Origin of the sequence: Hymenobacter lutimineralis (genome assembly GCF_008271285.1) — a bacterium.
Taxonomy (GTDB): Bacteria; Bacteroidota; Bacteroidia; order Cytophagales; family Hymenobacteraceae; genus Hymenobacter; species Hymenobacter lutimineralis.
Genome location: NZ_VTHL01000004.1, coordinates 33207 through 58293 on the forward strand (window position 1 = coordinate 33207; position 25087 = coordinate 58293).

Annotated in this window: 20 protein-coding genes; 16 read left to right on the plus strand and 4 right to left on the minus strand. The window is 60.9% G+C overall.

Features of this window, described 5'->3' with window-relative positions; all coding sequences use genetic code 11:
• Nucleotides 1-9: 9 nt before the first annotated feature.
• From xseA to FY528_RS05700, 6 genes are all read left to right on the plus strand, one after another.
• Nucleotides 10-1497, plus strand: coding sequence for an exodeoxyribonuclease VII large subunit (gene xseA / locus FY528_RS05675; protein ID WP_149070026.1), 1488 nt, complete (start codon nt 10-12; stop codon nt 1495-1497).
• Nucleotides 1498-1558: 61 nt separating this feature from the next.
• On the plus strand, nt 1559-1858 hold the full coding sequence (gene xseB / locus FY528_RS05680; protein WP_149070027.1) for an exodeoxyribonuclease VII small subunit: 300 nt from the start codon (nt 1559-1561) through the stop codon (nt 1856-1858).
• 120 nt (nt 1859-1978) lie between these two features.
• Entirely contained in the window at nt 1979-2293 is a 315-nt protein-coding gene (locus FY528_RS05685) for a hypothetical protein (protein WP_149070028.1), read from the plus strand.
• Nucleotides 2293-3036 carry a hypothetical protein gene (locus FY528_RS05690; RefSeq protein WP_149070029.1) on the plus strand — a complete coding sequence of 248 codons (744 nt, stop codon included), beginning with the start codon at nt 2293-2295 and terminating at the stop codon, nt 3034-3036. The genes FY528_RS05685 and FY528_RS05690 overlap by 1 nt, the downstream gene beginning before the upstream one ends.
• A gap of 46 nt (nt 3037-3082) precedes the next feature.
• Nucleotides 3083-3865, plus strand: coding sequence for a sensor histidine kinase (locus FY528_RS05695; RefSeq protein WP_149070030.1), 783 nt, complete (start codon nt 3083-3085; stop codon nt 3863-3865).
• 64 nt (nt 3866-3929) lie between these two features.
• A complete protein-coding gene (locus FY528_RS05700; protein ID WP_149070031.1) occupies nt 3930-4343 on the plus strand; it encodes a response regulator in 414 nt (137 codons plus the stop codon).
• 81 nt (nt 4344-4424) lie between these two features.
• Here the strand turns inward: FY528_RS05700 and FY528_RS05705 are convergent, their stop codons facing one another.
• Nucleotides 4425-7226, minus strand: a complete 2802-nt coding sequence (locus tag FY528_RS05705) for a TonB-dependent receptor (protein ID WP_149070032.1) — start codon at nt 7224-7226, stop codon at nt 4425-4427.
• 238 nt (nt 7227-7464) lie between these two features.
• On the opposite strand from FY528_RS05705, the gene FY528_RS05710 reads away from it, so the two are divergent.
• Nucleotides 7465-8826 carry a DUF6563 family protein gene (locus tag FY528_RS05710; RefSeq protein ID WP_149070033.1) on the plus strand — a complete coding sequence of 454 codons (1362 nt, stop codon included), beginning with the start codon at nt 7465-7467 and terminating at the stop codon, nt 8824-8826.
• 6 nt (nt 8827-8832) lie between these two features.
• On the opposite strand, the gene FY528_RS05715 is transcribed toward FY528_RS05710, so the two are convergent.
• Nucleotides 8833-9186 carry an MGMT family protein gene (locus FY528_RS05715; protein WP_149070034.1) on the minus strand — a complete coding sequence of 118 codons (354 nt, stop codon included), beginning with the start codon at nt 9184-9186 and terminating at the stop codon, nt 8833-8835.
• 134 nt (nt 9187-9320) lie between these two features.
• On the opposite strand from FY528_RS05715, the gene FY528_RS05720 reads away from it, so the two are divergent.
• From FY528_RS05720 to FY528_RS05750, 7 genes are all read left to right on the plus strand, one after another.
• Nucleotides 9321-9815, plus strand: a complete 495-nt coding sequence (locus tag FY528_RS05720) for a YciE/YciF ferroxidase family protein (RefSeq protein ID WP_149070035.1) — start codon at nt 9321-9323, stop codon at nt 9813-9815.
• Between the two features lie 162 nt (nt 9816-9977).
• Nucleotides 9978-11153, plus strand: coding sequence for an efflux RND transporter periplasmic adaptor subunit (locus FY528_RS05725; RefSeq protein ID WP_149070036.1), 1176 nt, complete (start codon nt 9978-9980; stop codon nt 11151-11153).
• Nucleotides 11154-11159: 6 nt separating this feature from the next.
• Nucleotides 11160-11618, plus strand: a complete 459-nt coding sequence (locus FY528_RS05730; RefSeq protein WP_149070037.1) for a GNAT family N-acetyltransferase — start codon at nt 11160-11162, stop codon at nt 11616-11618.
• A 45-nt stretch (nt 11619-11663) separates the two neighbouring features.
• Nucleotides 11664-14744: an efflux RND transporter permease subunit gene (locus tag FY528_RS05735; RefSeq protein ID WP_149070038.1), complete on the plus strand. Its 3081-nt coding sequence runs from the start codon at nt 11664-11666 to the stop codon at nt 14742-14744.
• 55 nt (nt 14745-14799) lie between these two features.
• Nucleotides 14800-16212, plus strand: coding sequence for a TolC family protein (locus FY528_RS05740; RefSeq protein ID WP_149070039.1), 1413 nt, complete (start codon nt 14800-14802; stop codon nt 16210-16212).
• A 113-nt stretch (nt 16213-16325) separates the two neighbouring features.
• Nucleotides 16326-16760 carry a hypothetical protein gene (locus FY528_RS05745; protein WP_149070040.1) on the plus strand — a complete coding sequence of 145 codons (435 nt, stop codon included), beginning with the start codon at nt 16326-16328 and terminating at the stop codon, nt 16758-16760.
• A 210-nt stretch (nt 16761-16970) separates the two neighbouring features.
• The gene (locus FY528_RS05750; RefSeq protein ID WP_149070041.1) at nt 16971-17384 is read left to right on the plus strand and encodes a hypothetical protein; all 414 of its coding nucleotides are present in this window, start codon (nt 16971-16973) and stop codon (nt 17382-17384) included.
• 82 nt (nt 17385-17466) lie between these two features.
• Here FY528_RS05750 and FY528_RS05755 read toward each other — a convergent pair whose 3' ends face one another.
• A complete protein-coding gene (locus FY528_RS05755; protein WP_149070042.1) occupies nt 17467-18729 on the minus strand; it encodes a zinc dependent phospholipase C family protein in 1263 nt (420 codons plus the stop codon).
• A gap of 218 nt (nt 18730-18947) precedes the next feature.
• On the opposite strand from FY528_RS05755, the gene FY528_RS05760 reads away from it, so the two are divergent.
• Complete coding sequence (locus tag FY528_RS05760) at nt 18948-21065, plus strand: hypothetical protein (RefSeq protein WP_149070043.1); 2118 nt, start codon at nt 18948-18950, stop codon at nt 21063-21065.
• Between the two features lie 90 nt (nt 21066-21155).
• The gene (locus FY528_RS05765) at nt 21156-21947 is read left to right on the plus strand and encodes a TVP38/TMEM64 family protein (protein WP_149070044.1); all 792 of its coding nucleotides are present in this window, start codon (nt 21156-21158) and stop codon (nt 21945-21947) included.
• A gap of 84 nt (nt 21948-22031) precedes the next feature.
• On the opposite strand, the gene FY528_RS05770 is transcribed toward FY528_RS05765, so the two are convergent.
• Nucleotides 22032-25070, minus strand: coding sequence for a M4 family metallopeptidase (locus tag FY528_RS05770; protein WP_149070045.1), 3039 nt, complete (start codon nt 25068-25070; stop codon nt 22032-22034).
• Nucleotides 25071-25087: the final 17 nt, after the last annotated feature.

Genomic DNA, 25087 nt, shown 5'->3' on the forward strand with positions numbered 1-25087 from the left:
GGCCTGCTTATGGCTCCGTTGTACAACCGCCGCTCAGAGGCCGGACTTCCTTCCCAGCGCCCTGCTCCTATGGGGCTGGCCGAACTACTCCGGCGCGTGCGCGACTCCCTGACGATGTCGTTTCCGGATGCCTACTGGGTGGCCGGCGAAATTGCCGAACTCACGCTGCCGCGCTTCGGCAGCGGGCACTGCTACCTCACCCTCACCGACCAAAGCCAGACCACCCGGGGAGCTCAGCTCAAGGCCCAGGCCCGCGCCACCATCTGGGCGGCACGATATGAGCAGCTGGGCCCCCAGTTTGAGCAGCAAACCGGCCAGACGCTTCGTCCCGGGCTGCGCGTGCTGGTGCGGGTGAGCGTGAAGTTCCATGAACAATACGGCCTGAGCCTGGATGTGCTGGCCATCGACCCTACCTACACGGTGGGAGATTTGGCCCGGCAGCGGCAAGAGGCTATTGCCAAGCTGGAGGCCCAAGGCTTGCTGCAGCGGCAAAAGGAACTGCCGCTGGCCCTGGCGCCGCAGCGGCTGGCGGTTATCTCCTCGCCCACGGCCGCGGGCTGGCAGGATTTTCTGGAGCAGCTCGGGGAAAGCCCCTACGACTTCAGCGTGAGCCTGTTCCCGGCTACCATGCAGGGCACCGATTCGCCGGCCAGCATCCTGGGCGCGCTCACGCAGATCCGGCGCCGCCGCGCCCAGTTTGATGCCGTGCTCCTGATTCGGGGCGGAGGCTCCAAAACCGATTTGCTAGCCTTTGACGATTATGGGCTGGCGGCCGCCATTGGCTCTTTTCCCCTGCCCGTGCTCACCGGCATTGGCCACGAGCGGGACGAAGCCGTGGTAGACCTGGCCGCCCACCTTGCCCTGAAAACGCCCACTGCCGTAGCCGTGTTTCTGACGGAGCGCCTGGCCCGCCTCGACGCGGTGCTGGACGGGTACGGGGGGCGCATCCGGGAGCTGGCCCTGGCGCAGCGGCAGGGTCACGAGTCCCGGCTCCTGACGCTGGCCCACCTGCTCCGCCACGCGGCAAAAGGCACCTCCCGGCAGCAGCAAGCGCAGCTGGACATGCTCCAGCGCCTTGTGTCTCAGGCAGCCCACCAGCAAGTACAGCAAGCCCACGCCGACCTGAGCACACACATCCGCGCCCTTCGGCGGGCGGCGCACCAAGCGGCCCGGCGCCAGCAGCAGCAACTCCGGCAGCTGGGCCGGGAACTGGCCCGCCGTTTCCGACACGTGCACCTACGGCGGCGGGAGCAGTTGCTGCGCCGCCGCTACCAGCTGCAGCTAAGCACCCAGCGCCATGTGCTGCAGCTTGGTTATCACTTGGCCCTGGCCGAGCAGCGGCAGTATCAGGCCACCGCCATGCTACGGGTACATTCACCCGCTGTGGCTCCCATTTCCTTGCACCCCGTGCCTTCTGCGGGTACCATTCTGCACCTGCATCAGGCCGGAGTGCAGGTGGCCGTCCGGGTGCTGCCCGACTCCGGTGCCAGTACCTAAGCCGCGCCGCTAGCTTCCCGCTCCGGAGTTTGTATTTTTAGCCTTGTCTTTTTGTAGTTGTATGACCACCGACGCCACTTACCGCCACGCCATTGCTGAGTTGGAAGCCATTCTGCGGGCCCTCGAAACTGATACCGTGGACGTAGATGAGCTGACGACCAAGGTACAGCGCTCCTCCGAGCTCATTCGCCTGTGCAAGCAAAAGCTGCGCGCTGCCGAAACTGCCATTGACCGGGTGTTTGACGACCTGGATGAGGAGCCCGACTGGGAGCCAACCGGGGAGCCGGTAGCCCCAGAGGCAACTTCGAAACCAACGCCTGCAGCACCCCGCGCGGGCCTGAGCCCGCGCCTATTTGAGTAGCCGGGCGCAGGGCGGCAGCAGGCAGGCCCCAGTTGAGCTTGTAATGCATGCCTCAACCTCTATATTTGAAACACTGGTCAACTGCCCAGACCGATTTTTTCACAATTTACTCTCCTAATTATGGCTTTTACAGGAGCTGAAGGTGGCCCAATTGAAGTTACTACGGCCGCCGGCTGGACCGCAAACTACCGGGCCGAACACCCCGATGAAATAACCGCGTATTTCTTTGGCAAGAACATTCTACAACGGCTTCTTAGCCAGTCGGGCTGCGTAGGCATCCGTATCTATTACGGGCAGGATTCAGCCGGAGTACCCAAACTGGTGCTGGTGGGTGCCGATGCCAACCAAAACGATATGCTAGGTGGCCGCATTGTAGCCGATTCAGGTTTACCGCAACCACCCAGTCAGGGCGTGAACTGCGTGCTGAACTGCTAATGGATATTGTACTTCCAGAATGGCTTGTTACGCTGGGTAATACCCTGTATTGGGTTTGTCAGGTAGCGCTTCTTATTCCTCTGTGGATAGCCTGGCAACGGCGCGCTTACTGGACCAAGCCGCTGCAAGTACTGTTCTGGGTGCTGGTAGTAGTGGAAACTAACTGCTTCTTGTTGGCTTTACCGACGCTTGTTCGGCTTTTCGGCTTTAAGACAAATCCAAATCTGTCTACTTGGCCGTTGTTTCACCTCCAGAGTAACTTCCACGGGTTGGGGCACTTACTGGTGTTCTACTATGCCATTCATAATAAACAGATTTGCAAAGTCATCCGGCTGTTAGTACCCGTGCTGGTAGCTTTAGCCCTACTGGATTCCTTTTATTTAAATCCATTTGCCAACTATAAACCCAACACCATTACGCAGGTTACTGAAAGCCTGATTGTTTTAGGCTTGAGCATCATCTATCTGCAACAGCTTCTGGTAGAACTGCCTGTAAGCCGGGTAGAGCACAACCCTATGTTCTGGGTAACCATCTACACTATTCTGTTCTTTGCAGGCACGCTGATAATGGATATTCTGATGAATTCACTGAATATTGATGTTCATGCCGCTAGTACCAGGAAATATCTTATGCCGGTATTTGGGCTGGTTTCTTCCAGTGTTACACTGCTTAGCTATGTCCTGCTTACGTGGGCATACCGCAACTGCGGCCGGCAGGATGAGAGAGTAAGAGTGTCCTATTAATTATCTTACCAGCTAGGCCAGTCAGCCTGGTTGCCTTTCCTCCTGCATGGATGCTCTCCGGTTAGCGGCTATTCTTATACCCATTATCCTGCTCCTGGCCCTGAGCATAGCCGCGTTTATGGTGCGCCACCAGCGGCGCCTGATGCGCCAGCAGGACCACCTGCGCTCCGTGCGCGAAACGGCCCAGCGCCAGGCCCTGGAAGCGGCTCTGCTGGCCCAGGAAGAAGAACGCCGCCGCATAGCCTCCGACCTGCACGATGAAGTAGGCACCACCCTGGCCATTGTGAAACTCCACCTCACGGCCCTGGAAATGCACGAGCAAACCCGGGACATGACGGCCCTGCTCGACCAGGCTATTGGCGAGGTACGCCGCATTTCCCGTAACCTGTTGCCCGCGGCCCTGGTGAAGTTTGGTCTAGCCTTCGCTCTACAGTCGTTGGCGCGGGCCGTGCCGGCGGGCAGCACCTGCGTAGAGCTGCAGCTGCATGGGCAGCCTACTGGCCTCAATGCCGTGCAGGAACTGGCTATTTACCGCATTGTGCAGGAACTGCTCGGCAACGGGCTGCGCCACGCCAAAGCCGCCCAGATTCACCTGCAGGTTTCATTTGCCCCCAACCGGGTACTCATTTCCTACACCGACGATGGGGTAGGCTTTGACCCTATCCAATCGGAGACGCCGCCCCCGCCCGAAACGCGCACCGGGCTTGGCCTTACCAATATGCGCAGCCGCATTGAACTGCTACAAGGCACACTCCGCCACCAGTCTACACCTGGGGCCGGCACGCAGGTCTGGATATCTTTCCCGGTCCCTTACTTTACAGCTACCTAAAGCGGCGTTTATATTAAAACAACGCTATATTGCCTGGCTTTTTTCTCTCTCCTGCGTTCCGTATATGACCTTTTCTGCTTCCCTCATCCGTTTGGCCCTGGTCGACGACCACCTGCTGTTCCGCAAAGGACTACGGGCCTTGCTAGAAGGATTTTCCAACGTGGAGGTGCTTTTTGAAGCCAGCGACGGACAAGAACTGCTCGAATGCATTGATGCCTTGCCCATTCCGCCCGATGTCGTGTTGATGGATCTGCAGATGCCGGTGCTCGACGGACTGCAGACTACCCGTCTGCTACGGGCCCAGTACCCCCAGGTACGGATTGTGATTATTTCCATGCACGACGAGCCCGAACTTATCGAGCAGCTCCGCTCGGAAGGAGCCCATGGCTACCTGCTTAAAAATGCCAACCCCGACGAAGTGCGGGGCGCCATCGAAGCCGCGCACACCGGAGAATCCTTTTGCGCGGTGGTGGGCTAACATTTCCGGCTTACCCCGTAAACGCAGCAAGGCCCGGTTCCCTTTGGAAACCGGGCCTTGCTGCGTTTAGCCTAAGGCAGCTTACAGCTCTACAAACATCCCCACCGTAAACGTGCGGCCCCGGTTGAAGAAGGCCTGCGTCAGGTTCGGGTCGATTACGTTGGCGCTGTTGCGGTTGGAGACGTCGGTGAAGTAAAACTGGTTCAGCACGTTGAGCACCGAGGCTTTGAAGCCCAGCTTCATTTTCCCCTGGCGCAGGGGCGGCAGATCGTAGCCCATATGGAAGTCCAGGTTGTAGGAAGTGGGCAGGCGGTAGGAGTCGGTACGGCTGCTCTCAATTACGATGGTTTCGGGGTTGAAGGACGCGAAATACTTGGAGAACAGCAGAAAGGAAGGGCGTACGTACAAACGCTTCACGGGCTCGTAGCGCAAGCCCAGCTGGAACTGGTTCTGGGCCGCGTCGCCCACGTGCACGCCTTCCAGGTACACGGGCTGTTCCGGCTCGCTGGGGTTGATAAAGTCGCCGGCTTCGTTGGTCTGCACCAGCACCCCTTTGCCCGTCCAGCGCCAGTCGCCTAGGGCAATGGCCGCGTTCAGCTGCAAGCTGCGGCTAATTTCCTGGGCTACGCTCATCTCAATGCCCATGTGCTGAGCATTAACGTTGCGCACCGTGTTATACACAATGCTGCCGGAGGAGTTGGTAACCGAGTTGGTGGTTTTGTTGGCCCACAGCGTGTAGTAAGCGTTCAGCGTCGCCTTCATGCTGGGGTAGCTGATGCCGTAGCCCAGCTCGATGCTGGTGATGCCCTCGGGCTTCACATTGTCGTATAGGCGGCCCTGGTTGGTATATACCAGGTTGAAGAAGGGCACCTTGCTGTTGTAGCCCACGTTGGCAAACACGTTGTTGTGCTCCGTTAGGTTGTAGTTGGCCCCGGCCTTCACACTGTAGCCCAGGTAAGAAGCCCAGTCGGTTTCGGCCGTCTTGCCGTCGGCGGCGGTATAGGTGCGGCCGTCAATAGTCTGGGTCTGGTTGAAGCCTACGTCGTACTGCTGCCCGTTCACCGTCACCTGCCGGGCCTTGAAGTAGTCGATGCGCTTGTAGCGGATGCGGGAAACCGTGCCGCTGACCACCGCCGACAACGCTGGGGTTTTGTACTCCAGCTGCGTGTATCCACCCAGCCACTGAGTTTTGCCATCGTAGTTGTAGCTGATTTTGTCGCCCTCACGCAGGCGGGTGGCCGGGTCTTCGTTGCGGTTGTTGATGCTCAGGGCATAGGTGCCACCCAGCAGGTCGCGCACCTGGCGGTAGTGCAGGCCGCGGTAGAGGCGCCCATCCACCCCCGCCGAGAGTGTGAGGTTTTCGCGCAGAGTATAGTCGCCGCCCAGCACAAAGCCGTACCAGCGGTGACTATTCACGTTGTTGACCAAGAACTGCTTGGAGCGGCTTTCGGCGTCAAACGTGGTATCCTCCCTTTGAGCGTTAGGATTATCGGGCGTTGGAGCAGGCACCTTTACAATCGACGCCACGTCGCGGTTGCGCACGTTCTCGTCGTAGATGCCCTGGAAGTCGGTCTGGTAGTCGCGTACGTCCAGGGAGCTGGAGTTGGTGCTAGTTAGGCCGCTCACCCCGCCCCCATTACCATAAGAGGCATACACCACGCCAGTCACGAACAGCCGGTCGTTTACCTGCCAGAAGTCGTTGAGGTTGATCTGGGGCTTGTGGTAATAGTTGCTACGCTCGTTCAGCACCTCTTCCTTGCCCAGGTTGCTGGCGGTGCGGGTTTCCGGGTCGCGGTCGTAGCGGCGCAACGTGCCCCAGTAGGGGTTATAATCGAAGCCCCGGTTACCCCCGACCACGGGCTTGGCGCCAATCGCGCGGGCTTTGGCATCGGAGTACAACCCTACTAGCGACTGGAAAGAGCGGGTGCCGTGCTTCTGGGGCGAGCCCAAGGCCGTGAGCGAGAGGCGGTGCCGGCCCAGGCGCTTGCTGGCATTGCCGAAGTACGTCCAGGCATCGTCGAAAGCCTGCTGCACCCAACCATCGGAGGTGCGGCGCGAGCCGTAGGCCGTGAAGGCCCAGTCGCCGGGCAGGTTACCGCTGCTCAGCATCAGCGAGGCTTTGCGGTAGTTGTTGGAGCCGGTTTCGAGGCGGGCCAAGGCACTACGCTTGTCGTCGAAGCCCTTGGTGAGTACGTTGATGGTGCCCCCCACCGAGGGTACGGCAATTTTGGCGGCCGACAGGCCCCGCTGTACCTGCAGGCTCTTGGTTACGTCGCCCAGGTCCCAGTTCGACCAGTACACCTGGCCGGTTTCCATGTCGTTTACGGGTACGCCGTTGATCATCACGGCCACGTTGCGCTGGTCGAAGCCGCGCACATTGATGCGGGAGTCGCCCGTGCCGCCGCCGCCCTGGGTAGCGTACACGCCCGGGGTTTCGTTCAGAATCATGGGCAGGTCGCGGGCGGCCAGGGTTTCGCGCAGCTTCACCTCATTCACGGCCGCGTAGGCTACGGGCGTTTCGCGCTCCACGGCCACGGAGGCAATTACCTGCACTTCATTAAGCGTAGCATTATCGGAGGCCAAACGGAACGTAGCCACGGCATTCTGGCTGCCCACCGTTACGCGCTGCTCCAGCATTTTGTAGCCGATAAAGGAGGCCCGCACCACGTACGTGCCGGGTTTGAGGCCCGGCACCTGATAGTTGCCCTCGGAGTCGGCGCCGGCGCCGGTGTTAGCCCCATTGCCCGTTACCTGCACGGTAGCCCCGGGGAGGGATTCGCCGGTGAGCTTATCGAGCACGCGGCCTTTGATGGAATACGTCTGAGCCGCGGCCGTCAGGATGGTCAGCAGGCTCAGTAATAGGGAAAGTACAGTGTGTTTCATGCAATAAGCAGAGGGGTAACGGCTATGCGCGCTGCAAAGGTAAGGGATTGAGGAGAAGCCCCTAGTACTGCCCGGCCGATGTTTTTGCACTATGCCGGCCGATCCGCCGAAAAACCATCCACCGGAGACGTATTTTTGGCTGGCCGCCAGTACTCCGTTGTGGCGGTTAACCTTCTTCTATATCTCTTATCCACTCCTGCACGGACGAAGGCCACGGTGGCAGCAGCATTCCATGAGTATGAAATTTCTTCTGGCCATAACCCTCCTTCTGGCGGCCCTGAGTGCCCCGGCCCAGACCAGTCCGTTCCTGGTGCGCCTCAATGACCAAAAACTTAGCCTGCCTGCTGCTACGTTTCACGTAGCCCGCGTGCTGGATTTGCGCCCCGACCGCAGCCGCATTGGCTGGGTGCATCAGGGGCTGATCAACCAGCCGGTACCGGCCAACCTGACGGGCGGCGTGGCCGCGGGCCTTACGCAGTGGCTCAGCACTCAACTGCCGGCCCAACCGAGCACCCGGCCGGTAATCGTGCGCGTGCATGAACTCACCATCGAAGAGGAAGTTGGGGCGGCATCCGAACACGCCCTGGCCGTGTTTGACATCGATTTTGCCGTGCAGCAGCCCGACAGCTCGTACGTGATACTGGTGCGCTACCTCGAAACCATCCGGAAAGGCGGCCTCGAAACAACCGGCCTGCACGATGATAACCTAGCCTTTGGCTTCCGCCAGGCCCTCCTGCGCTTGCAGAACCTTAACTGGCCCGACGCTATAGCCGCGGCCACTCCGCTCTCAGCCGCCGATTACCTGGCTGCCGCCGATTATCAAACCATGCTGCGCGCCTACCCCATTCTGCTCACGGCGGCTCCAGGTCAGGGCATGTTTGCCACCTTCGAGGATTTTCGCAGCAACCAGCCCGATGCCCGCGTGCCCTTCACGCTGGTGCGCCAGCCCCGCACGGGAGCCGGGTGGCAGGGGACGGAGGAGGTAAAGGCCACTTCCTCCAACCCGGCGCTGCAGAAACAGCTCAATAAAGCCTGGGGATTTTCGGATGGCCAGCAAGCGTATATCCGTTATCGAAACCACTTGTATCCGCTGGAGCGCGCCGGGCAGACGTTTCAGTTCACCGGGCCAAGCACGGCCGACGCCGAAGCGGTAGCCGTAGGAGCCGTAGTGGGCGGCCTGGCTGGTGCGGCCATTGCCGGTGCGGCCACCAGCAGCCCACCTCACCCCTACTCGTTAAGCCTGCGTACGGGTCGCGTATTAGATACCCATATTCAGCATGCCATACCACAAGGTGATACTGCCCAAGTAGTGCTTTTCCGGCGCGGCAATGGTTCCGCTGTGGCGGTGCAGCTCAACGGGCAGGCACTAACCCAGTTGCCGGGCAGCCAGTTTGTGCGTATTCCATGGACCAGCAAAACTACGGAGCTACAGCTGTGCCTACCCGAAACAGGAACAGCCTACCTCTCGTTTGTACCCGATTTCACGGCTACTACCTACGTGGAAATCAAGCAGAAAACTGCGGCCGACAAGCCAACACTGGTGATAGTACCCGCTAAGGAGGGCATCTTTTACACCAAGAAAATGCGGCCCGGCCGCTAGTCTAATCTACCCTAGCTCCGTGCTGGGGTCCCAGAACAGCGCATCGAAGTTCTGCACCTGGTCATCCACTACCCGAATGCCTTCGGCTTCGAGGGCTTCCTGCATGGCCGTGGGCGTGGCGTAGTGCTGCCGCCCCGTGAGCAGGCCCTGCCGGTTGATGACGCGGTGGGCCGGCACGTAAGCATCGGCGGTGTGGGCCGCCATCATGGCCCAGCCCACCATGCGGGCCCCGTACCGGGCACCAAGGTAGTGCGCAATGGCGCCGTAGGTGGTTACGCGGCCGGGTGGTACCAGGCGCACTACCTCGTGCACATCCTGAAAAAAGTTGCGGTGTTTGTCGGCGGCAGCGGGGCTCAGCATACAGTGGAGCTTAGGGACTTAGGCGGGAAGAAAGGCCAAAATAACGTAACAACTGTCCCTGGAGTACGGGCGTAAGTAAGGCAGCAAGCAGCCAATTCTGGCTGCAGAAGTTGTGCCATTTTATTCTTCTACCCATGTTCAATAAACTCAAAAGCCTCGACGACCTGTTCGCAGAACAACTCAAAGACCTGTATAGCGCCGAAACCCAACTGGTGAAAGCCCTGCCCGATATGGCCAGCGAAGCCCGGGATGCGCGCCTGCGCCAAGGCTTTGAAAAGCACCTACAGGAAACGATGAACCAGGTAAGCCGCCTGGAGCAGATTGGTCGGGGCCTGAACATCGACCTCTCGGGCCATACCTGCAAGGCCATGCAGGGCCTGGTAGCCGAGGGCAAAGAAACCATTTCGGAAGACGCTACCGACGAAGTAAAAGACGCCGCCCTTATTGCCGCCGCCCAGCGCGTGGAGCACTACGAAATATCGGGCTACGGCACGGCAGCGCACTACGCCGAGCGCCTGGGCCACACGGAGGCCGCTTCCCTGTTGCGCCAGACGCTCCAGGAAGAGCAGCTCACCGACACCAAGCTCAACGACCTGGCCAAGAGCTATATCAACCAGCGGGCCATGTAACTTCCCCGCCCTTTTACCAAAAAGCCTGCAACATGCAGGCTTTTTTGGTGTCTACCCATTTAGGAATCTACGTCCCGCCTAACTTTTCGAGGGCTGCCGGCGTTTTGAGAACCCGGCCCGGGTGACAGTAAGCAGGTGGCAGGGGGCACTTTACGACATTACATGCAGACGCAGCAACAAGAAGACACTATTCAGGAAGAAGAACACAAAGGCGGCGCGTGGCGCTGGTGGCTACTGGCGCTGGCGGTGGTGGCGGTGCTGGCCTTCGTGAAAATCAAGTTTTTTCCGTCGCAGACCGCTGAGGCGGGCAAAGGTGGAGGCGGCGGGGGCAAGGGTACGGCCGGTGCGCCGGGCAAAGGTGGCCCCGGCGGGGCGGGCGGCAAGGGCGGTGGCCAGAAGCTGCCGGTGCAGGTGTACGTGGTGAAGGCCACCAGCCTGGCCGATGAGGTAGCGGCCACGGGTTCTATCCTGGCGGAGGAATCGGTAGTCATCAAAAGCGAAATTTCGGGCAAGATTACCAGCCTTAACATTCGGGAAGGGCAGCCCGTGAGCAAAGGCCAGTTGCTATTCAGCATCAACGCCGACGAGATACAATCGAACCTGCGCAAGCAGGAGTACAACATCAAGCTGTTCCGCGACCAGGAAAAGCGCCAGCGCGTCCTGCTCGACAAGGAATACATCAGCGCCCAGGAATACGAGCAGGCCAACAACCAGCTGCTCACGGCCCAGGCTGACTTGCAGACGCTACGAGCTTCGCTGGCCAAAGCCTACGTGCGGGCCCCCTTTTCCGGGGTGCTGGGCCTGACGACGGCCACCGTAGGCACCTATGTGAGCCCCGGGGCTGAAATAACCACGCTTTCCCGCGTGAAACCCGTGAAAATCAACTTCACGGTGCCCAGCCGCTTCTCCAGCCTGGTGCGCACCGGCGACCCTATTACCATCACCGACGAGGCCTCCAACAAAAAATACGAAGCCAAAGTCTACGCCCTCGACCCGCAGATTGACCCAGTGAGCCGCACCCAAACCGTGCGCGCCCGCTACGCCAATACCAACAATGAGCTGCGCCCCGGCGCCTTCGTGAAAGTAAACCTGCAGCTTAGTCAGACCTCCGATGCCCTGCAGGTGCCCACCGAGGCCGTCATTCCCGAAGCCAGCGGCTATAGCGTGTACACCGTGCAGCAGGGCAAAATGGTGCCGAAGAAGGTGAAGATTGGGGTGCGCTCCGACCGGCTTATCCAGATTACCGATGGCCTAGCCGTGGGCGACTCGGTAATCCGCACCGGCATTCTGCAGGTGAAGCCGGGTGATGCGGTGAAGGTTCAGCCTAACAGCCAATAGTTGACCATGGCCTCCCCAACTCTGCCCGTTTTCTTGTCTGAGGTGAGCATTCGGCCAGCCAGTTCCGTCGATGCCGAGGCACTGGCCAACTTAGTAGCAGAGCTAGACTATCCTACCGCTCCAGCGCTGCTTCGCACCCGCCTCAATGAGCTTACTGCGGCTGGCGACCAAGTGTTGGTAGCGGAATATCAGGCCCAGGTGATTGGGATGGTCCATTTGCACCGCACGCCTTTTCTGCACCGTGCCCCCGATGGCCGCATCGTGACGCTCGGGGTATTAGCCGCTTACCGAAACCAACAAATTGGAGCTAAGCTCCTGGCCGCGGCCGAACACCAGTTCCAGCAAGAGGGCTGTGGCCGCGTTGAGGTCACTAGCGGCTTCCCCCGGGAAGCCGCCCATCGTTTTTACCAGCGGGCGGGCTACGAGCCTCAATCCCGCAGCTTTGTGAAGGTGTTGCCCCGGTAAGTTTTCTTTCGCGCAACGCCTCCCGCCCAATTTAACTGCTACACCATGAGCTTATCCTCCACCAGTATCAACCGCCCGGTTCTCGCCATTGTGATGAGCCTGGTGATTGTGATTTTCGGGGTGATTGGGTTTCGGTACCTGAGCGTACGGGAATATCCGAGCGTGGACCCGCCTATCATCACCGTATCGGCCTCCTACACCGGGGCCTCGGCCGATGTGATGCAGGGCCAGGTGACCGAACCCCTGGAAGAAGCCCTCAACGGCATCCAGGGTATCAAGAATCTGACCTCCAACTCCCGCGACGGGCGCACCCAGATTACGGTGGAGTTTGACCTCGACGCCGACCTGGAAACGGCGGCCAACGACGTGCGCGACAAAGTATCGGGGGCGCAGGGCCGCCTCCCGCGCGACATTGACCCGCCCGTGGTGAGCAAGGCCAACGCCGACTCCCAGCCCATTGTGATGACGTACCTGAGCAGCAACAAACGGACGCTGCTGGAGCTGACGGACTACGCCAACAACACCCTTAAGGAGCGCCTGCAGACCATTCCCGGCGTGTCGGAGGTGCGGGTGTACGGGGAGCGGAAATATTCCATGCGCCTGTGGCTGGACCCGGTGAAACTCTCGGCCCTAAGCGTGAGCCCCGTGGACGTGCAGCAGGCCCTCACCCGCGAAAACGTGGAGCTACCCAGCGGCTCGGTGCAGGGCCAGGCCACCCAGCTTACGCTCCGCACCATGGGCCGCCTGAGCACGGTGGAAGACTTCAACAACCTGATTATCCGCAAGGATGAATCGTCGCTAGTGCGGCTTTCGGACATCGGCTACGCCGAGCTTTACCCCGAAAACGACCAGACCATCTTCAAAGTAAACGGCGTACCGATGGTGGGTCTGGCCGTTATTCCGCAGCCGGGCTCCAACCAGATTGACATTGCCGACGAGTTCAACAAGCGCCTGGAGCAGTACGGCAAGGACCTGCCCAAAGACCTGGAGTTAAGGCCGGGCTTCGACAACTCGGTCTTTATCCGCAAGTCTATCAACGAGGTGGAACACACCATCATTGAGGCCTTCGTGCTGGTAGTGGTGATTATCTTCCTGTTTCTGCGCGACTGGCGCTCCACCATCATCCCGGTGGTGGCAATTCCGGTGTCGTTGGTAGGCATCTTCTTCGTGATGTATCTGATGGATTTCTCCATCAACGTGCTCACGCTGCTGGCCGTAGTACTGGCCATTGGCCTGGTAGTCGACGACGCCATTGTGGTGCTCGAAAATATCTACTCCCGCATTGAGGAAGGTGAGGACCCCAAAACGGCCGCCATCAAGGGCTCCGAGGAAATTCTGATGGCCGTTGTCAGTACCACGATTGTGCTGGCGGCGGTGTTTCTGCCGGTGGTGTTTCTCACGGGCATCACCGGGCGGCTGTTCCGGGAGTTTGGGATTGTGGTGGCCGGCTCGGTTTTGATTTCGGCGTTTGTGTCGCTCACGCTCACGCCCATGATGTGCTCCGTGCTGCTCAAGCGCGAGGAAAAGCACAACTGGTTTTACCGCAAAACCGAACCCTTCTTCGAGAAGATGATTGGCGGCTACAAGGAGAGCCTCGAAACCTTCCTGCGCAACCGCTGGCTGGCTTGGCTGGTGGTGGCGGGCACGGGCGTAGGCATCTGGTACTTCATGGGCGCTATTCCCTCGGAACTGGCCCCAGTGGAGGACCGCAGCCGCATCAACCTGAACGCGACTGGTCCGGAGGGAGCCTCGTTTGAGTTCATGGACACCTACATGACTCAGCTTACCCAAATGGCCATGGACTCGGCTGGTAAGCAGAATTTGAGCAGCGTGTTTGCCGTGACGTCGCCGGGCTTCGGGGGCGGCTCCAATTCGGGCATTGCCCGGGTATTGCTGCTGGAAGCCGATGCCCGCCCTCTGCCCCAGCCCGCCATCGCCGATAAGCTCAGCGCGGGCGTGAAAAAGCTCTCGGCGGCCCGCACCTCCGTGAGCCAGGACCAGAGCATCGGGGGCGGAGGAGGTGGCTTGCCGGTGCAGTTCGTTATTCAGACCCAGGATTTCGACAAGCTGCGCACGGCCGTGCCCAAGTTCCTGGATGCGGCCCGCCAGGATCCTACTTTCCAGTTCGTAGACGTGAACCTGAAGTTCAACAAGCCCGAGCTGCGCGTAAACATCGACCGGGAAAAGGCCCAGAGCTTGGGCGTATCGGTGCAGAGTATCAGCCAGACGCTGCAGTCGGGCCTGAGCGGGCAGCGCTACGGCTACTTTATCCGGGAAGGCAAGCAATACCAGATTATCGGACAGGTGGCCCGCGAAGACCGCAGCCAGCCCCTGGACGTGCGTCTGCTCTCGGTGAAGAATGCCAACGGTGAGCTGATTCAGCTGGACAACGTGATTCGGCTGGAGGAAAGCAGCACGCCACCCCAGCTTTACCGCTTCAACCGCTACAACTCGGCCACTTTCTCGGCTTCGCTGGCTCCCGGCCGCACCCTTGGCGACGGTATTGCCGCCATGCAAGCCATTGCCGACAAAAACCTCGACGACACCTTCTCAACGGAGCTGGCCGGCGCTTCCCGCGACTTCCAGGAAAGCTCCAGCAGCTTGGTGTTTGCCTTTGGGCTGGCCTTGGTCTTGATTTACCTAGTGCTGGCGGCCCAGTTTGAGAGCTTCCGCGACCCGGTCATTATTATGGTCACGGTGCCGCTGGCCCTGTCCGGCGCACTGCTCAGCCTATGGTACTTCAACCAGACGCTCAACCTGTTCTCGCAAATCGGTATCATCATGCTCGTAGGCCTCGTTACCAAGAATGGCATTCTCATCGTGGAGTTTGCCAACCAGCAGGTGGAAAATGGCAAGGACTACATGACCGGGCTGATTGAGGGGGCCACGGCCCGCTTCCGCCCTATTCTGATGACGAGCCTCTGCGCTATCCTGGGTATCCTGCCCATTGCTATTGCCACCGGTGCGGGCGCGCTCAGCCGGCGGGCCATGGGCATTGGCGTCGTGGGCGGGCTGTTTTTCGCTACGGCCCTCACTCTGTACGTAGTGCCTGTTATGTACTCTTACTTTGCCACGGCCAAAAAGCACAAACCCGCTGCGGCCGCAGAAAAAGCCGTTGCGGCCTAGTCAGGTGCAGCTTTTGTTTCCCAGCGCCGCCCCGTTTCAGCCGTTGATTTTCTCCATGCTTCGTTCTCTTCTCGTTGCTCTGCTGGTTGTGGCCGCCTTCCCGGTGCGGGCGCAGCAGCCAGCACTGCCCGCCCGGCAGCCGGCGGCCCAGCCCCAGGCTAAACCCCAGACTGAAAAACCGGAAACGGTAGCCCCCGCCCCCCGCCTCACCCTGGCCGAAGCCCTACGCATCGGCCTGGAAAACAACTACGATATCCAGCTCAGCCGGCAGGATGCCCGCATTGTCGAAAACAACGTAACCCGCGGCAATGCCGGCCAACTGCCCGTCGTCAACGGCAACCTCACCCGTTCCTTCACGCTCAACAACGTGCGCCAGGAGTCGGCCTCGCGGCCTAACCCCAGCACGGCCAGCGGGGCCCAGTCTAACCGCCTGAACGCCAACGTAGCCGCTACCTGGACGATTTTCGACGGGTTCGGGATGTTCGTTGCCTACGACCGGCTGCGGGCCGTGGCCCAGAGCCAGCAGCAGCTCACCCGCGCTACGGCTGAGGAGACTGTGGCCAGCATCACCGAGGCCTACTTTACCGTGGTGCGGGAAGCGGGCAAGATCCAAAGCTTCGAGGAGGCCCTGCGCATCGGCCAGCAGCGCATCGACCTAACCCAGGCCCGCGCCGACGTGGGCGTGGGCGCCAAGGTGGAAGTGCTGACGGCCCGCGTCGACTACAACGCCGACCGCTCGGCCCTGATTCAGCAGCAGGAGGCCCTGAAAACGGCAAAAGTCAACCTCAACAACCTGCTGGGCCGCGCCCCCGCCCTCGACTTCCTGCCTGCCGATTCTATTGTGGTTAGCCGTGAGCTGAGCCGCGAAACCGTACTGGCGGCCATTCGCGAAAACAACCCCCGCCTGCAACAAGCTAAAATCAACACCCAGGTGGCCGCGTATGACCGCAAGCTGGTGCGCGCCTCCCGCTTTCCACAAGTGGGCCTCACGGGTGGCTATGGCTTCAACCGCAACGTGAACGGAGAGGCTTTTTTCGGCACCGAGCTTACTACCAACACCGGCCGCCAGCTAGGGTTCAACTACGGAGTGGTAGCCTCTGTACCCATTTTTGACGGTTTCAACCGCAACCGCCTGGCTCAGAATGCCCGCATTGCCGAGGACCAGAGCCGCCTGCAGGTGGCCCAAACCCAGCTTCAGCTGGATGCCGAAGCCGAGCAGGCCTGGGCCCAGTACCAGAACCGCCTGCAACTGCTGCAGCTGGAGGAAGAAAACATTCAGCTAGCCCGACAGAACGTGGCAATTGCCTTGGAGCGTTACCGCCTGGGGCTGCTCACGCCCCTGGCGCTGCGCGAGGCTCAGCGTAGCCAGCTCGACGCCGAAAACCGCCTGCTCGATATCCGTTTTCAGGCTAAGCAAGCCGAAATTACCCTGCGCCGCCTCAGCAGTGGCCTCGTGCAGGAGCCGTAGCCCCGGCCGGCAATCAGCCATTATGCGCTCAACCCGCCTAGAGCTGTGAGAGGCCCCCGCAGGCAGCTGCCACCTGCCCCAAACAAAAGCCTTAGCTTCACGTTTTTCCTCCCATGCAGCTGCCCCACACCCTCTCCACCCCCGACTACCAGCTCCAGTACCGCCCCGACCTTCAGCTCCTGATTCTGCGCTGGCTGCGGCCGCTGTCTCTGCCCGATATGCAGGCCTCCTGCCGCCAGCTTCTAGCCCTGGCGCTGGAATGCCAGTGTGCGCACTGGCTGCTTGATGGTCGCCGCGAAGGGCCCCTCAACCTGCCCGTGACGCAGTGGCTTACCGAAGAGTTCTTCCCCGAAGCGGTGCGGTCCCTAGCTCCGCACCCGCTCTTCCTGGCTGCTCTCAGATCCCCGGCCCGTCTTCAGCAGCTCAGCTCCGATACTACGGTGGCCCCGGCCGTGCACCGTGCCCTGGCCCCGGAGCAGCCCTACCACACAGCCGTGTTTCTGACCGAGGCAGAGGCACTCGCCTGGCTTACGGCCCAGCCCCACTAGCCCCCGTGTGTCGCGTCGGGTGACCGGGGTATAAGGAAGCAGAGGTAAGAACAGGCTTACTGCTAGCATATCCTGCCAGGGGCTGCTACTCCCGGGCCTTGGCAAAACCAAACGCTTTTGCCTTAGTTTACAGGGCGCATTCCGTTGCGGTAGCCTCCGCCGGAAAGGGCGCTACGCGCCAGCCGCGCTGTTTCTTTGTTGTCTTCTTGTATGTATTCGTCGCCCACGCTTACCATTCAGTACCGCCCCGACCTGGACATGCTCACCGTACGCTGGCTGGATTCGCTGCAGCCCGAGCAGTACCGACAGGATTACCATACCATCCTGGCCGAGGCCCTGGCACACGGCACGACGCGCTGGCTGATTGATGTACGCCGTCGCCCCCACCCCTCTCCGGAGATGGCCGCGTGGGCTGCTAATGTATGGTTAGCCGAAGTAGTAGCGGCGTTAGCCCCGCGGCGGGCCCGCCTAGCTTACCTTATTTCGCCCAGCCGCGAGCAGGCCCTGCAGGATAGCCCCGCCCTGCAAGCCAGCGTGCAGCAGGCCTCCGACCCCAGGCGGGGCTACGACGTAGCTATTTTCAACGACGAAGGCCCCGCTACCCACTGGCTGCTGGCTGCGTAAGCCAACAACTGCCCCGGGCCCTATACCCACCCGCCGCCCCGCGGCAGAGTCCATTAGCCGCGCTATTCCGGCTGCGGTGGGGTCATTCGGCCGCAGTGACGGCTGCTTTCAGGTGAGCCAAGACTTCCTGGGTTTTGCGCTGAGTACTGGCTTCGTTTTCTTCCTTCGCAGCTTGGTTGGGTGCCGCGGCCACCGCAAAGAAAGTAAGCAGATGCTGCTTTTGAGGAGTGGTCAGCCCCTCGAACTTCTTGTCATCGAGCTTGCGCAGCCACTCTCCGTAGGTTTCGTCGGCCAGGGCATACTCCCCGGCTTTGGTTTGGTGGCCCGTGTCGAAATCGGTATTGGGCAGGGCCACCACGGGGCCGGGCCCCTGCTTTTCCAGCAGTCCGCAGTACTTGCTTATCACCACCCGGAAGGAGTTGCGAAACAGCGTTTGGGCTTCAGGCGTGGGCAGTACGAAGGCAAAGGGCTTCAGCGGGCCTATCTTGGGCAGCAGCCGCACAATGCCCGAGAGCAGGCGCGCCCCCAGGCCCGGCCGCTGGTAGCTGCCGCCAAACTCCTTGCGATACTGGCGCTGGCTGAGGTGGTACACGTAGTCGCGGCGGCGGGCTTTGGGGCTGAGCTTCTTGATGTCGTCGCGCTTGCTTTGCCAGGCGGCCCGGGTGGCCAGCGGAATCAGCTCCTTCACGGCAAAGCGGTAGGAACTGATGCTCAGATCCACGTTGGCAATGACCTGGCCCAGCTTCAGGCCGTAGGTTTTCTCGAAGCCCCGCTCCAGTACCTCCTTGCTCACCTTGAACCCGATGTAGTTGTGGTAGTCGTCGGAGCGGTAGCGGCCGGCCGCTACCTGTACTACATCGAAGGCAAACTCCAGCTGGGTGTGTTGGGCAGGCGCTTCTTCGTACGTAATGACGTTGCCGAACCTGGCCTGCAGCTCCGGATAAACCGAGGGCATGGCCTTGTTGGTGCCTTCGGGGTGGCCGCTGATGTCGGCGGCGTAGTGCGCCAGGGCCCCCAGCGCAAAGGCGTACTCATTCCGGTCGTGGGCTTCTTCGAGCAGGTGCTGCACAAAGTCGCCGGAGCGTACATAGTGGGTAAGGTTGGTGAACAGCTTCGAGCCAAAGGGGTAAAAGCCCATGTCCTGAATGATGGCGCCCCCGTAGGCGTAGGCTTTGGCATCCTGCAGTTCCGCCGAAGTGCCACCGGGAAAGCGCCGCTGTAAGGTGGGCAACAGGCACCGCTGCCAGGTGGAGTCGATGTTGGCCTGGTGGGTGAGCACAGAATAGGCGGAGGCCGAAGCCGCTGACGCCAGCAGCAACAGACCAAGCAGAAAAAACCGGAGCATAGAAAAACAGGGGAAGCGTAGGCCCGCAACGTGTAAAGAGGACTTTCTGTTGTCGGGCTTACGACTGGGGTTTGCACAAAACCGCGCTGCTTATGCTACGGATGCCGGCAGGCCGGCCTATTTTTGCGCCGCCGGGCGTGGGGCTAGGCAAGTAAAAGCACTGGGAATTGCTGTTTCGCTTTAGAGGTTTTCGTTGGATTTTTTTAGGGCTACTGCTCGTGATGGGCGGGCTGCGGGCCCAGCATACGCAGGCCCAGGCCGGGGCCCCGCTGCTGCGGGAGCTTATCCTGCGCACCGATACGGTAAGCTACCAGCTGAGCCACCACGTGTTTTCGGTGAAAGGCGAGCCGCACCTGTATTTCAGCTACCGCCGCGACGACGAAACGGTCGACCTGCTGGTGTACCCCCAGCCCGACGTGCGCAAGCCCCTGCGCCTGGTGCGCTCCGCCGATTTTCAGCTGCTCGACTCTCTTACCCTGGGCCCCGATGGCGCCTCGTACCGGGCTAAGCTGCGTTTCCGCGACCTGACGGCGGCTCAGTTTCTGCGGCTCACCTTTACGGCGCCCGCCGATACGGCGGGCCGCCCGCCCCTGTCCCAAACGGTGAATCTGCTGCCCGTCACGCGCACCACGCTGGAGTTTCGCCCCTCCGATACGGAGCTATTCGTGGGCGAGGAAAAAGTGTTCGATATCGGCAGTAACAACCCTAAGAACGTGCGCACCACCGGGGAGTGGACGCGCGGCCAGGACATCGACTACCGCCTCACCCAGGAAAAGGGCCAGTTGCGCCTGCATGTGCTACCCAATACCATCGGCAGCCGCATCCTCACCGTGCGGCCCCAGACGGAAAAGCCGTTTCTCACCGACAACAACCGCCGCCTGAGCTACGCGCTGCCACCCATCCGGCAGGATTTCACGGTGAAGGCCTCGCGTTTGCGGTTTTTGAGCGTGGATAAAAAGGAAATTACCCTGGTAGAGGCCACCCGCCGCCAGGGTGTGGAGCTGATTCTGGACAATGGCCGCACGTTTGATTTGCGCCGCACCTACCGAATTGAAGATCAGGAGGAGCCCGGCGGGGAGCTGATTGCCGAGCTTTACATCCGCCAGTACCTGACCAACGACCGGGTGCTCTGCTGGCTGCGCGTGTACAACACCCACCGCCAGACCGACAGCTACCTCTACATCAAGGAAAACGACCAGGCCAAGTACGTTACCAACTTCAACATCTCCCCCAAAACCACCATTAGCGGGCTGAGCGTGCGGCACCGGGGCGGCGACTGGACCAACAATAATGCCGTGAACCCCGGCGAAACGGTGGACGTGCGCCTGGATGGGGAGTCGTTGCAGCGGGCCCGGTTTCACTTCGAGGATGTGCAGGTGGTGCCTTCCGATTCCAGCATTCGCTCCGATGCCTCGGTGGTGTACCGCGTGCAGATTCCGATTTCGAGCGACAAGAAACGCATCAACATCTTTAACGCCGGGCAGCCCACGGGATTTGCGCTGGCGGTGCGCGAGTTTCAGCGCCCCCACCCCCTCGACTTCGTTGGTATTACCTTTGGGGAAGTGCCCCGCCCCATCACGCGCTTCAACGGCCCCATTCTCTACGACCGCACCATCAGCGACGTCGTGTTCAGCTTCAACTCCGGGGGCATCGACACCGAGCAGCAGCTCTACGGCAAGCAGTACCTCACCTTCGACATCCGCACGCAGAACAGCAAGGGCGAGCTGATTGAGATGCGCACCGTCGACAACATAGTGGTGTGCCCGGATGGCTCCTCGGTGCGGGCGGCGTTTTACCAGGACAAGCAGTGCCAGGTAGGCAATCTGAGCCTCAACAACCTGCTTTCCGCCCGTAAAACCCACGATCTGGACGACTGGAGCACCATCATCATCACGGTACGCCACACCCAGAGCCAGTACCAGGAGCCCGGCTTCTCGCAGAAGCTGGAGCTGGTGCTCAAGCGCAAAATCAAGTTCGACATTGACGTGAGCTTCCCCGGCGGCCTGCTCACGCGCAAGCCCGGCGACACTGGTTTTGGCTCTTTTGGTGGCATCTCCCTGGCCATGCTGGGCCAGCTGAGCTTCTATCACCCCGAGAAAATTAACCGCCTGCGGCCCTATAAGATTGGGGCCGGGTTTGTGGCCCTCAATGCCTTCAACCTGAACAGCAGCGACACCTCCGTAGAGCGTGACCTGGGCATCGTGCTGCTGGGTTCGGTGTACCCCACCCGGCGTGAGGCTAAACTCTCCTTTCCCCTGTACCTGGGAGGCGGGTGGCTGCTTTCCCGCGGCAAGCCTTTCTTCTTGCTTGGCCCCGGCATTGGGGTGCGCCTCTGACCAAGTCTATCCTTCCTGCCTTGCCTGCGTAAAAGCCCGAAGCCTGCTCTCCTTACTGAGTGGGCTTTGTTTTGTACTTCCGCATTGCGCATGGCTACCACTGAATCCGCACCAATTTCTCCGCACGAACAGGCCTCCTCCAGCCGGCTGCCGCTGTACGTTTCCCTAGGCATTGTAGCCGCTTTGGTAGGCTGCTATTTCCTCTGGCCCGCTTTTCACGACGGTGTGCTGGAAGCCTTCCGCACGCTTACCAGCGGCGACAAGCCCCGTATTGCGGCCTGGGTAAAGCAGTTCGGGTTTTGGGGGCCGGTGCTGGTGGTGGTGGCTATGGTGGCCCAGATGTTTCTGGTCGTCATCAACAATGTGCTGCTGATTCTGGTAGCTATTCTGGCTTACGGCCCGTGGTGGGGGTCGTTGCTGGCCTGGGTGGCGGTGCTTACGGCCTCCTCCGTGGGTTACTTCCTCGGCCGGATGCTGGGCGGGGCCTTTGTAGCCAAAATCCTGGGCCGGAAAAACGAGCAGAAGGTAGAGGAACAGGTAGGGCGCTACGGCATTGGGGCCGTGTTCATCGCCCGCCTCACCCCCGTCATTTCCAACGATGCCATCAGCTTTGTGGCTGGCCTGGGCCGCCTGGGCTACCTCAAGTTTATTTCGGCTACGGCGGTAGGCATCCTGCCGCTTATTGGGCTGCTGGCATACCTGGGCGAAGACACCGGGCGGCTGAAATCGGGGTTGTTATGGGTTTCGGGTATCAGCCTGCTGCTTTTTGGCGCCTACGTGTTCTGGGACAAGCGCCGCCACCCGGCCACGGCACAAAAGCCCGCCGATGGACGCCCGAAGGACGCCGGCCCGCTGCCGCAGCATACGCCCCTGCGCAAGTAGTCAAGCTCATCTAAAAGCCAACGAGCCGGGTAGCTTCTGCTGCCCGGCTCGTTGGCTTTGTTGTGCCCGTAGAGGCTGATCAGACTATTGCTTTACCACCATGCGCGTGGCGGTGCGCTTGCCATCGGTGGCCCGCAGCACGTAGGTACCGGCGGCCAGCCCCTGCAGGCTCACCACGGCCCGCCGCCCCGGCCCCACCGCGGTGGTGCGCACGGCGCGGCCCAGCAAATCGTAGAGGGTAGCCGTGGCCGCCGCCTCAGTTTGGATGGTCAGTTCGTCGTGGGTGGGGTTAGGGTAGGCCACGAGGCCCGGCAGCATAGCGGCTTCGTCGCGGTTGGCCAGCACCCGGGAGCCCTGCGCAAACCATACGCCCCACTTGGCTTTGTCTACTAAGCCCACCGGGGTACCGCTCACATTCACCTTGGTACTAGTCAAAGGAGCAAAGGCCAGGATTTCGTTGCCTTCCGACGACATAGCCGTGAACAGGAGCTTATCGTCGAGCTTACTAAAGCAGGGCGTGCCGGCTACTCCACTTTCGGAGTAGATGGTGCTGCCCTCACCCGTTTCCAGGTTCAGAGCCATAATGGAGAAAGGCGTACTGCCCCCGTCGGCATCCAGCATATCAAAAGCCATGATGTAGGGCGAGTTTTTCGACAGCACCGGGTTGCCAATGCTCAGGCCCTCGGGCAGGTTCTGCACCAGCTTTTCAATCTGCCCCGTGCCCCAGGTTTTCTTGCTGTTGTCCCACACGTGCAGAAAGCCAATATCCCAGAAGTCAATGTCTGTCCCGGAGGCATTCGGAATCACGTTGTAGGAGTCGTAGACCAGAAACTGGCCCGAAAAGTCCCACTCCAGGGCATCGGCGTAGCGTACACCGGTGCCCTTCACTCCGCTGGAGTTAGTGGGGTTGTACAGCATGAAGCGCGCTACCTTGCTCTTCGCCAGATCGAAGACGTAGATGGACGTATCCTGGTCGGTGGTCACGGCGGCCAGCTTGGTGCCGTCCTTGGAAATGGCCACGTTGTGCCAGATCGGGTCGTTCTGCACCACCGATTCGCTGACGGTGCTGCCCAGCTGCAGGGCCCGGAGCTTGTGGTCCCCATCCACGAACACGGCTACCGTGCCTTTGTCGTTGATGCTCGGGCGCGAAAGTACTGCCGTGTTGGACAAGCGCTGGAAAGCACTGGCGTCGGTTTTCGACAGGTACAGGGTGCCCTGCACGTTGGCGTCGGTGTTGTAGAGCAGAATGAAGTCCTGGCCGGGGTTGGTGGGCTGGTCTTTGGTGGTATTAGTGGGCTGGCCATTGGTGATGCCCACCGCGTCAAACGCGGTTTTGGCCGCCGTTACTTCGGCAGAGGAGGCCCCGTACAGGTCGGTGGCGGCCTGAATAACGCCCAGGCGCAAATCCAGGAACTGGGACGAGCGGGTGAGGTAGACGTTGAGGGCGCGGTACCACACTTTCTCGGCGTGGTCGCGGCCGATGGCCGTGGCAAACTTGTAAAAGGCCCAGTTGGGAATGCCGCTGTTGATGTGCACGCCGCCATTGTCTTCGGTGCCGGTGTACAGCTCGGCCATGGTGCGCGGCTGGTAGCCGCGGCTGTTCAGGTTGCTGCCGCCGTTGTGGGGGTCCTGCAGGGAGCGAAGCGCCCCGCTCGGGAAAGCCGTTTTCAGCACCACGTCCTCTCCTATCGTCCAGTCGTCGCGGTCCATCATGGCCCCAAATACGTCGGCCATGCTTTCGTTCAGCGCCCCGCTCTGGCCTTTGTACTCCAGGTTGGCCGTGCTTTGCACCACGCCGTGCGTCATTTCGTGCCCCGCCACATCGAGGCCGCCCGAGAGGCTTTTGAAGCCGACGTTACCTTCTCCGTAGGCAATGAGCTTACCGTTCCAGAAGGCATTGTCCATCCCGGTACCATCTTCCTCGGCCAGGCGCACGATGGACAGGATGGTGCCGCCGTTGCCATCAATGGCGTTGCGGCCGTGGGTGTTGCGGTAATAGTTGTAGGCCACGCTGGCGTTGTAGTGCGCCGATACCGCCGCCTTCAGGCTCCACGCGTTGTTGTTGTTGGCTACGTGGGTGAGGTTGAGCTTGGCCGGGGCCGAGTTGTTGGCATCCAGCGTGAGCAGGGCCCCAGCCGGGTCGTCGGGCATGGCCGACTTAGCCAGGTTAAACATCGGCTGAGCCCCATCAAGCAAGTAAAAGCCGTTGCCCCACTGGTAGGTGTTGATGGTGCGCGTCACGCCGTTCAGGTCCTGGGCTTTGGCCGTACGGGGGCCATCCGCCGCGCACGACGACTCGTACTGCTCCAGCACCCGGCCCGAGCCCGCATCCACAAAGGTCTCCCACTGCTCCCGAAACGAAGGCCGGGACGTAACGTGCCAGGCCAGCACCGGCGCGGCCGCCGGAGTAGCATGGTAGACGACCAACTCCGTAGCTGGCCCCTGGTAATCCAGCAGCTTCCGGGCCGCTTCGGAAAGGCCCGTTACCCGGGTTTTGGTGTGCAATGCGGCCAGCGCGGCGCCAGCGGCACTGCTGGCCGAAAGACTGGGCGTGGTGCTCCTGAGTTGGCCAGGCGACGCAAAGTACCGCCCGCTGAGCAGCAGCGGTTGGCCCGTAGCATCAGTATGCACTACCACTTCACTGCCATATACCGGAATGCCCTGCCAGCGCTGCTGCAGGCGCACGTGCGTTTGGCCCAGCTCGTCGCGCATCTCTCCGCGCACCACAAATTCCTGTTGCGGGTTTTGCACCCTCATTTCATTGCCCAGCTCTTGTAGGAACTGTAAGCTGGCCGTGGTGGGGTTAGCAGAGGCCACGCCCTGACGCCTGGTGCCGGTGGCCTGAATGAACACCGGCAACCCCGTTTCCGGGGCCCGCGACACCTGAATAGCGCTGATGCGGCCGCCACGTCTTACCGGGCGCGGCAGCGTTTCCAGCCGGGCCGCCTGCCGTGGGCTAGTTGCGGCCAGTTGCGGCACGGCCGGCGTAATCACCACGGCCTGGGGCTTGTTCCGACTGGCAACCGTTGGGCGGGGGGCTTTAAAGGGAGTGCCCTGGCCTACCGCCGAACCGGCCAGACCGAGGGTGCTGAGCAGCGTCAGCAAGGGTACAGTGTATTTCATAGCGAGCAGAAGGAAGC

Coding starts and splice junctions, on each gene's coding strand:
- xseA (WP_149070026.1), top strand. CDS start 10: ATGGCTCCGTTGTACAACCGCCGCTCAGAGGCCGGACTTCCTTCCCAG.
- xseB (WP_149070027.1), top strand. CDS start 1,559: ATGACCACCGACGCCACTTACCGCCACGCCATTGCTGAGTTGGAAGCC.
- FY528_RS05685 (WP_149070028.1), top strand. CDS start 1,979: ATGGCTTTTACAGGAGCTGAAGGTGGCCCAATTGAAGTTACTACGGCC.
- FY528_RS05690 (WP_149070029.1), top strand. CDS start 2,293: ATGGATATTGTACTTCCAGAATGGCTTGTTACGCTGGGTAATACCCTG.
- FY528_RS05695 (WP_149070030.1), top strand. CDS start 3,083: ATGGATGCTCTCCGGTTAGCGGCTATTCTTATACCCATTATCCTGCTC.
- FY528_RS05700 (WP_149070031.1), top strand. CDS start 3,930: ATGACCTTTTCTGCTTCCCTCATCCGTTTGGCCCTGGTCGACGACCAC.
- FY528_RS05705 (WP_149070032.1), bottom strand. CDS start 7,226: ATGAAACACACTGTACTTTCCCTATTACTGAGCCTGCTGACCATCCTG.
- FY528_RS05710 (WP_149070033.1), top strand. CDS start 7,465: ATGAAATTTCTTCTGGCCATAACCCTCCTTCTGGCGGCCCTGAGTGCC.
- FY528_RS05715 (WP_149070034.1), bottom strand. CDS start 9,186: ATGCTGAGCCCCGCTGCCGCCGACAAACACCGCAACTTTTTTCAGGAT.
- FY528_RS05720 (WP_149070035.1), top strand. CDS start 9,321: ATGTTCAATAAACTCAAAAGCCTCGACGACCTGTTCGCAGAACAACTC.
- FY528_RS05725 (WP_149070036.1), top strand. CDS start 9,978: ATGCAGACGCAGCAACAAGAAGACACTATTCAGGAAGAAGAACACAAA.
- FY528_RS05730 (WP_149070037.1), top strand. CDS start 11,160: ATGGCCTCCCCAACTCTGCCCGTTTTCTTGTCTGAGGTGAGCATTCGG.
- FY528_RS05735 (WP_149070038.1), top strand. CDS start 11,664: ATGAGCTTATCCTCCACCAGTATCAACCGCCCGGTTCTCGCCATTGTG.
- FY528_RS05740 (WP_149070039.1), top strand. CDS start 14,800: ATGCTTCGTTCTCTTCTCGTTGCTCTGCTGGTTGTGGCCGCCTTCCCG.
- FY528_RS05745 (WP_149070040.1), top strand. CDS start 16,326: ATGCAGCTGCCCCACACCCTCTCCACCCCCGACTACCAGCTCCAGTAC.
- FY528_RS05750 (WP_149070041.1), top strand. CDS start 16,971: ATGTATTCGTCGCCCACGCTTACCATTCAGTACCGCCCCGACCTGGAC.
- FY528_RS05755 (WP_149070042.1), bottom strand. CDS start 18,729: ATGCTCCGGTTTTTTCTGCTTGGTCTGTTGCTGCTGGCGTCAGCGGCT.
- FY528_RS05765 (WP_149070044.1), top strand. CDS start 21,156: ATGGCTACCACTGAATCCGCACCAATTTCTCCGCACGAACAGGCCTCC.
- FY528_RS05770 (WP_149070045.1), bottom strand. CDS start 25,070: ATGAAATACACTGTACCCTTGCTGACGCTGCTCAGCACCCTCGGTCTG.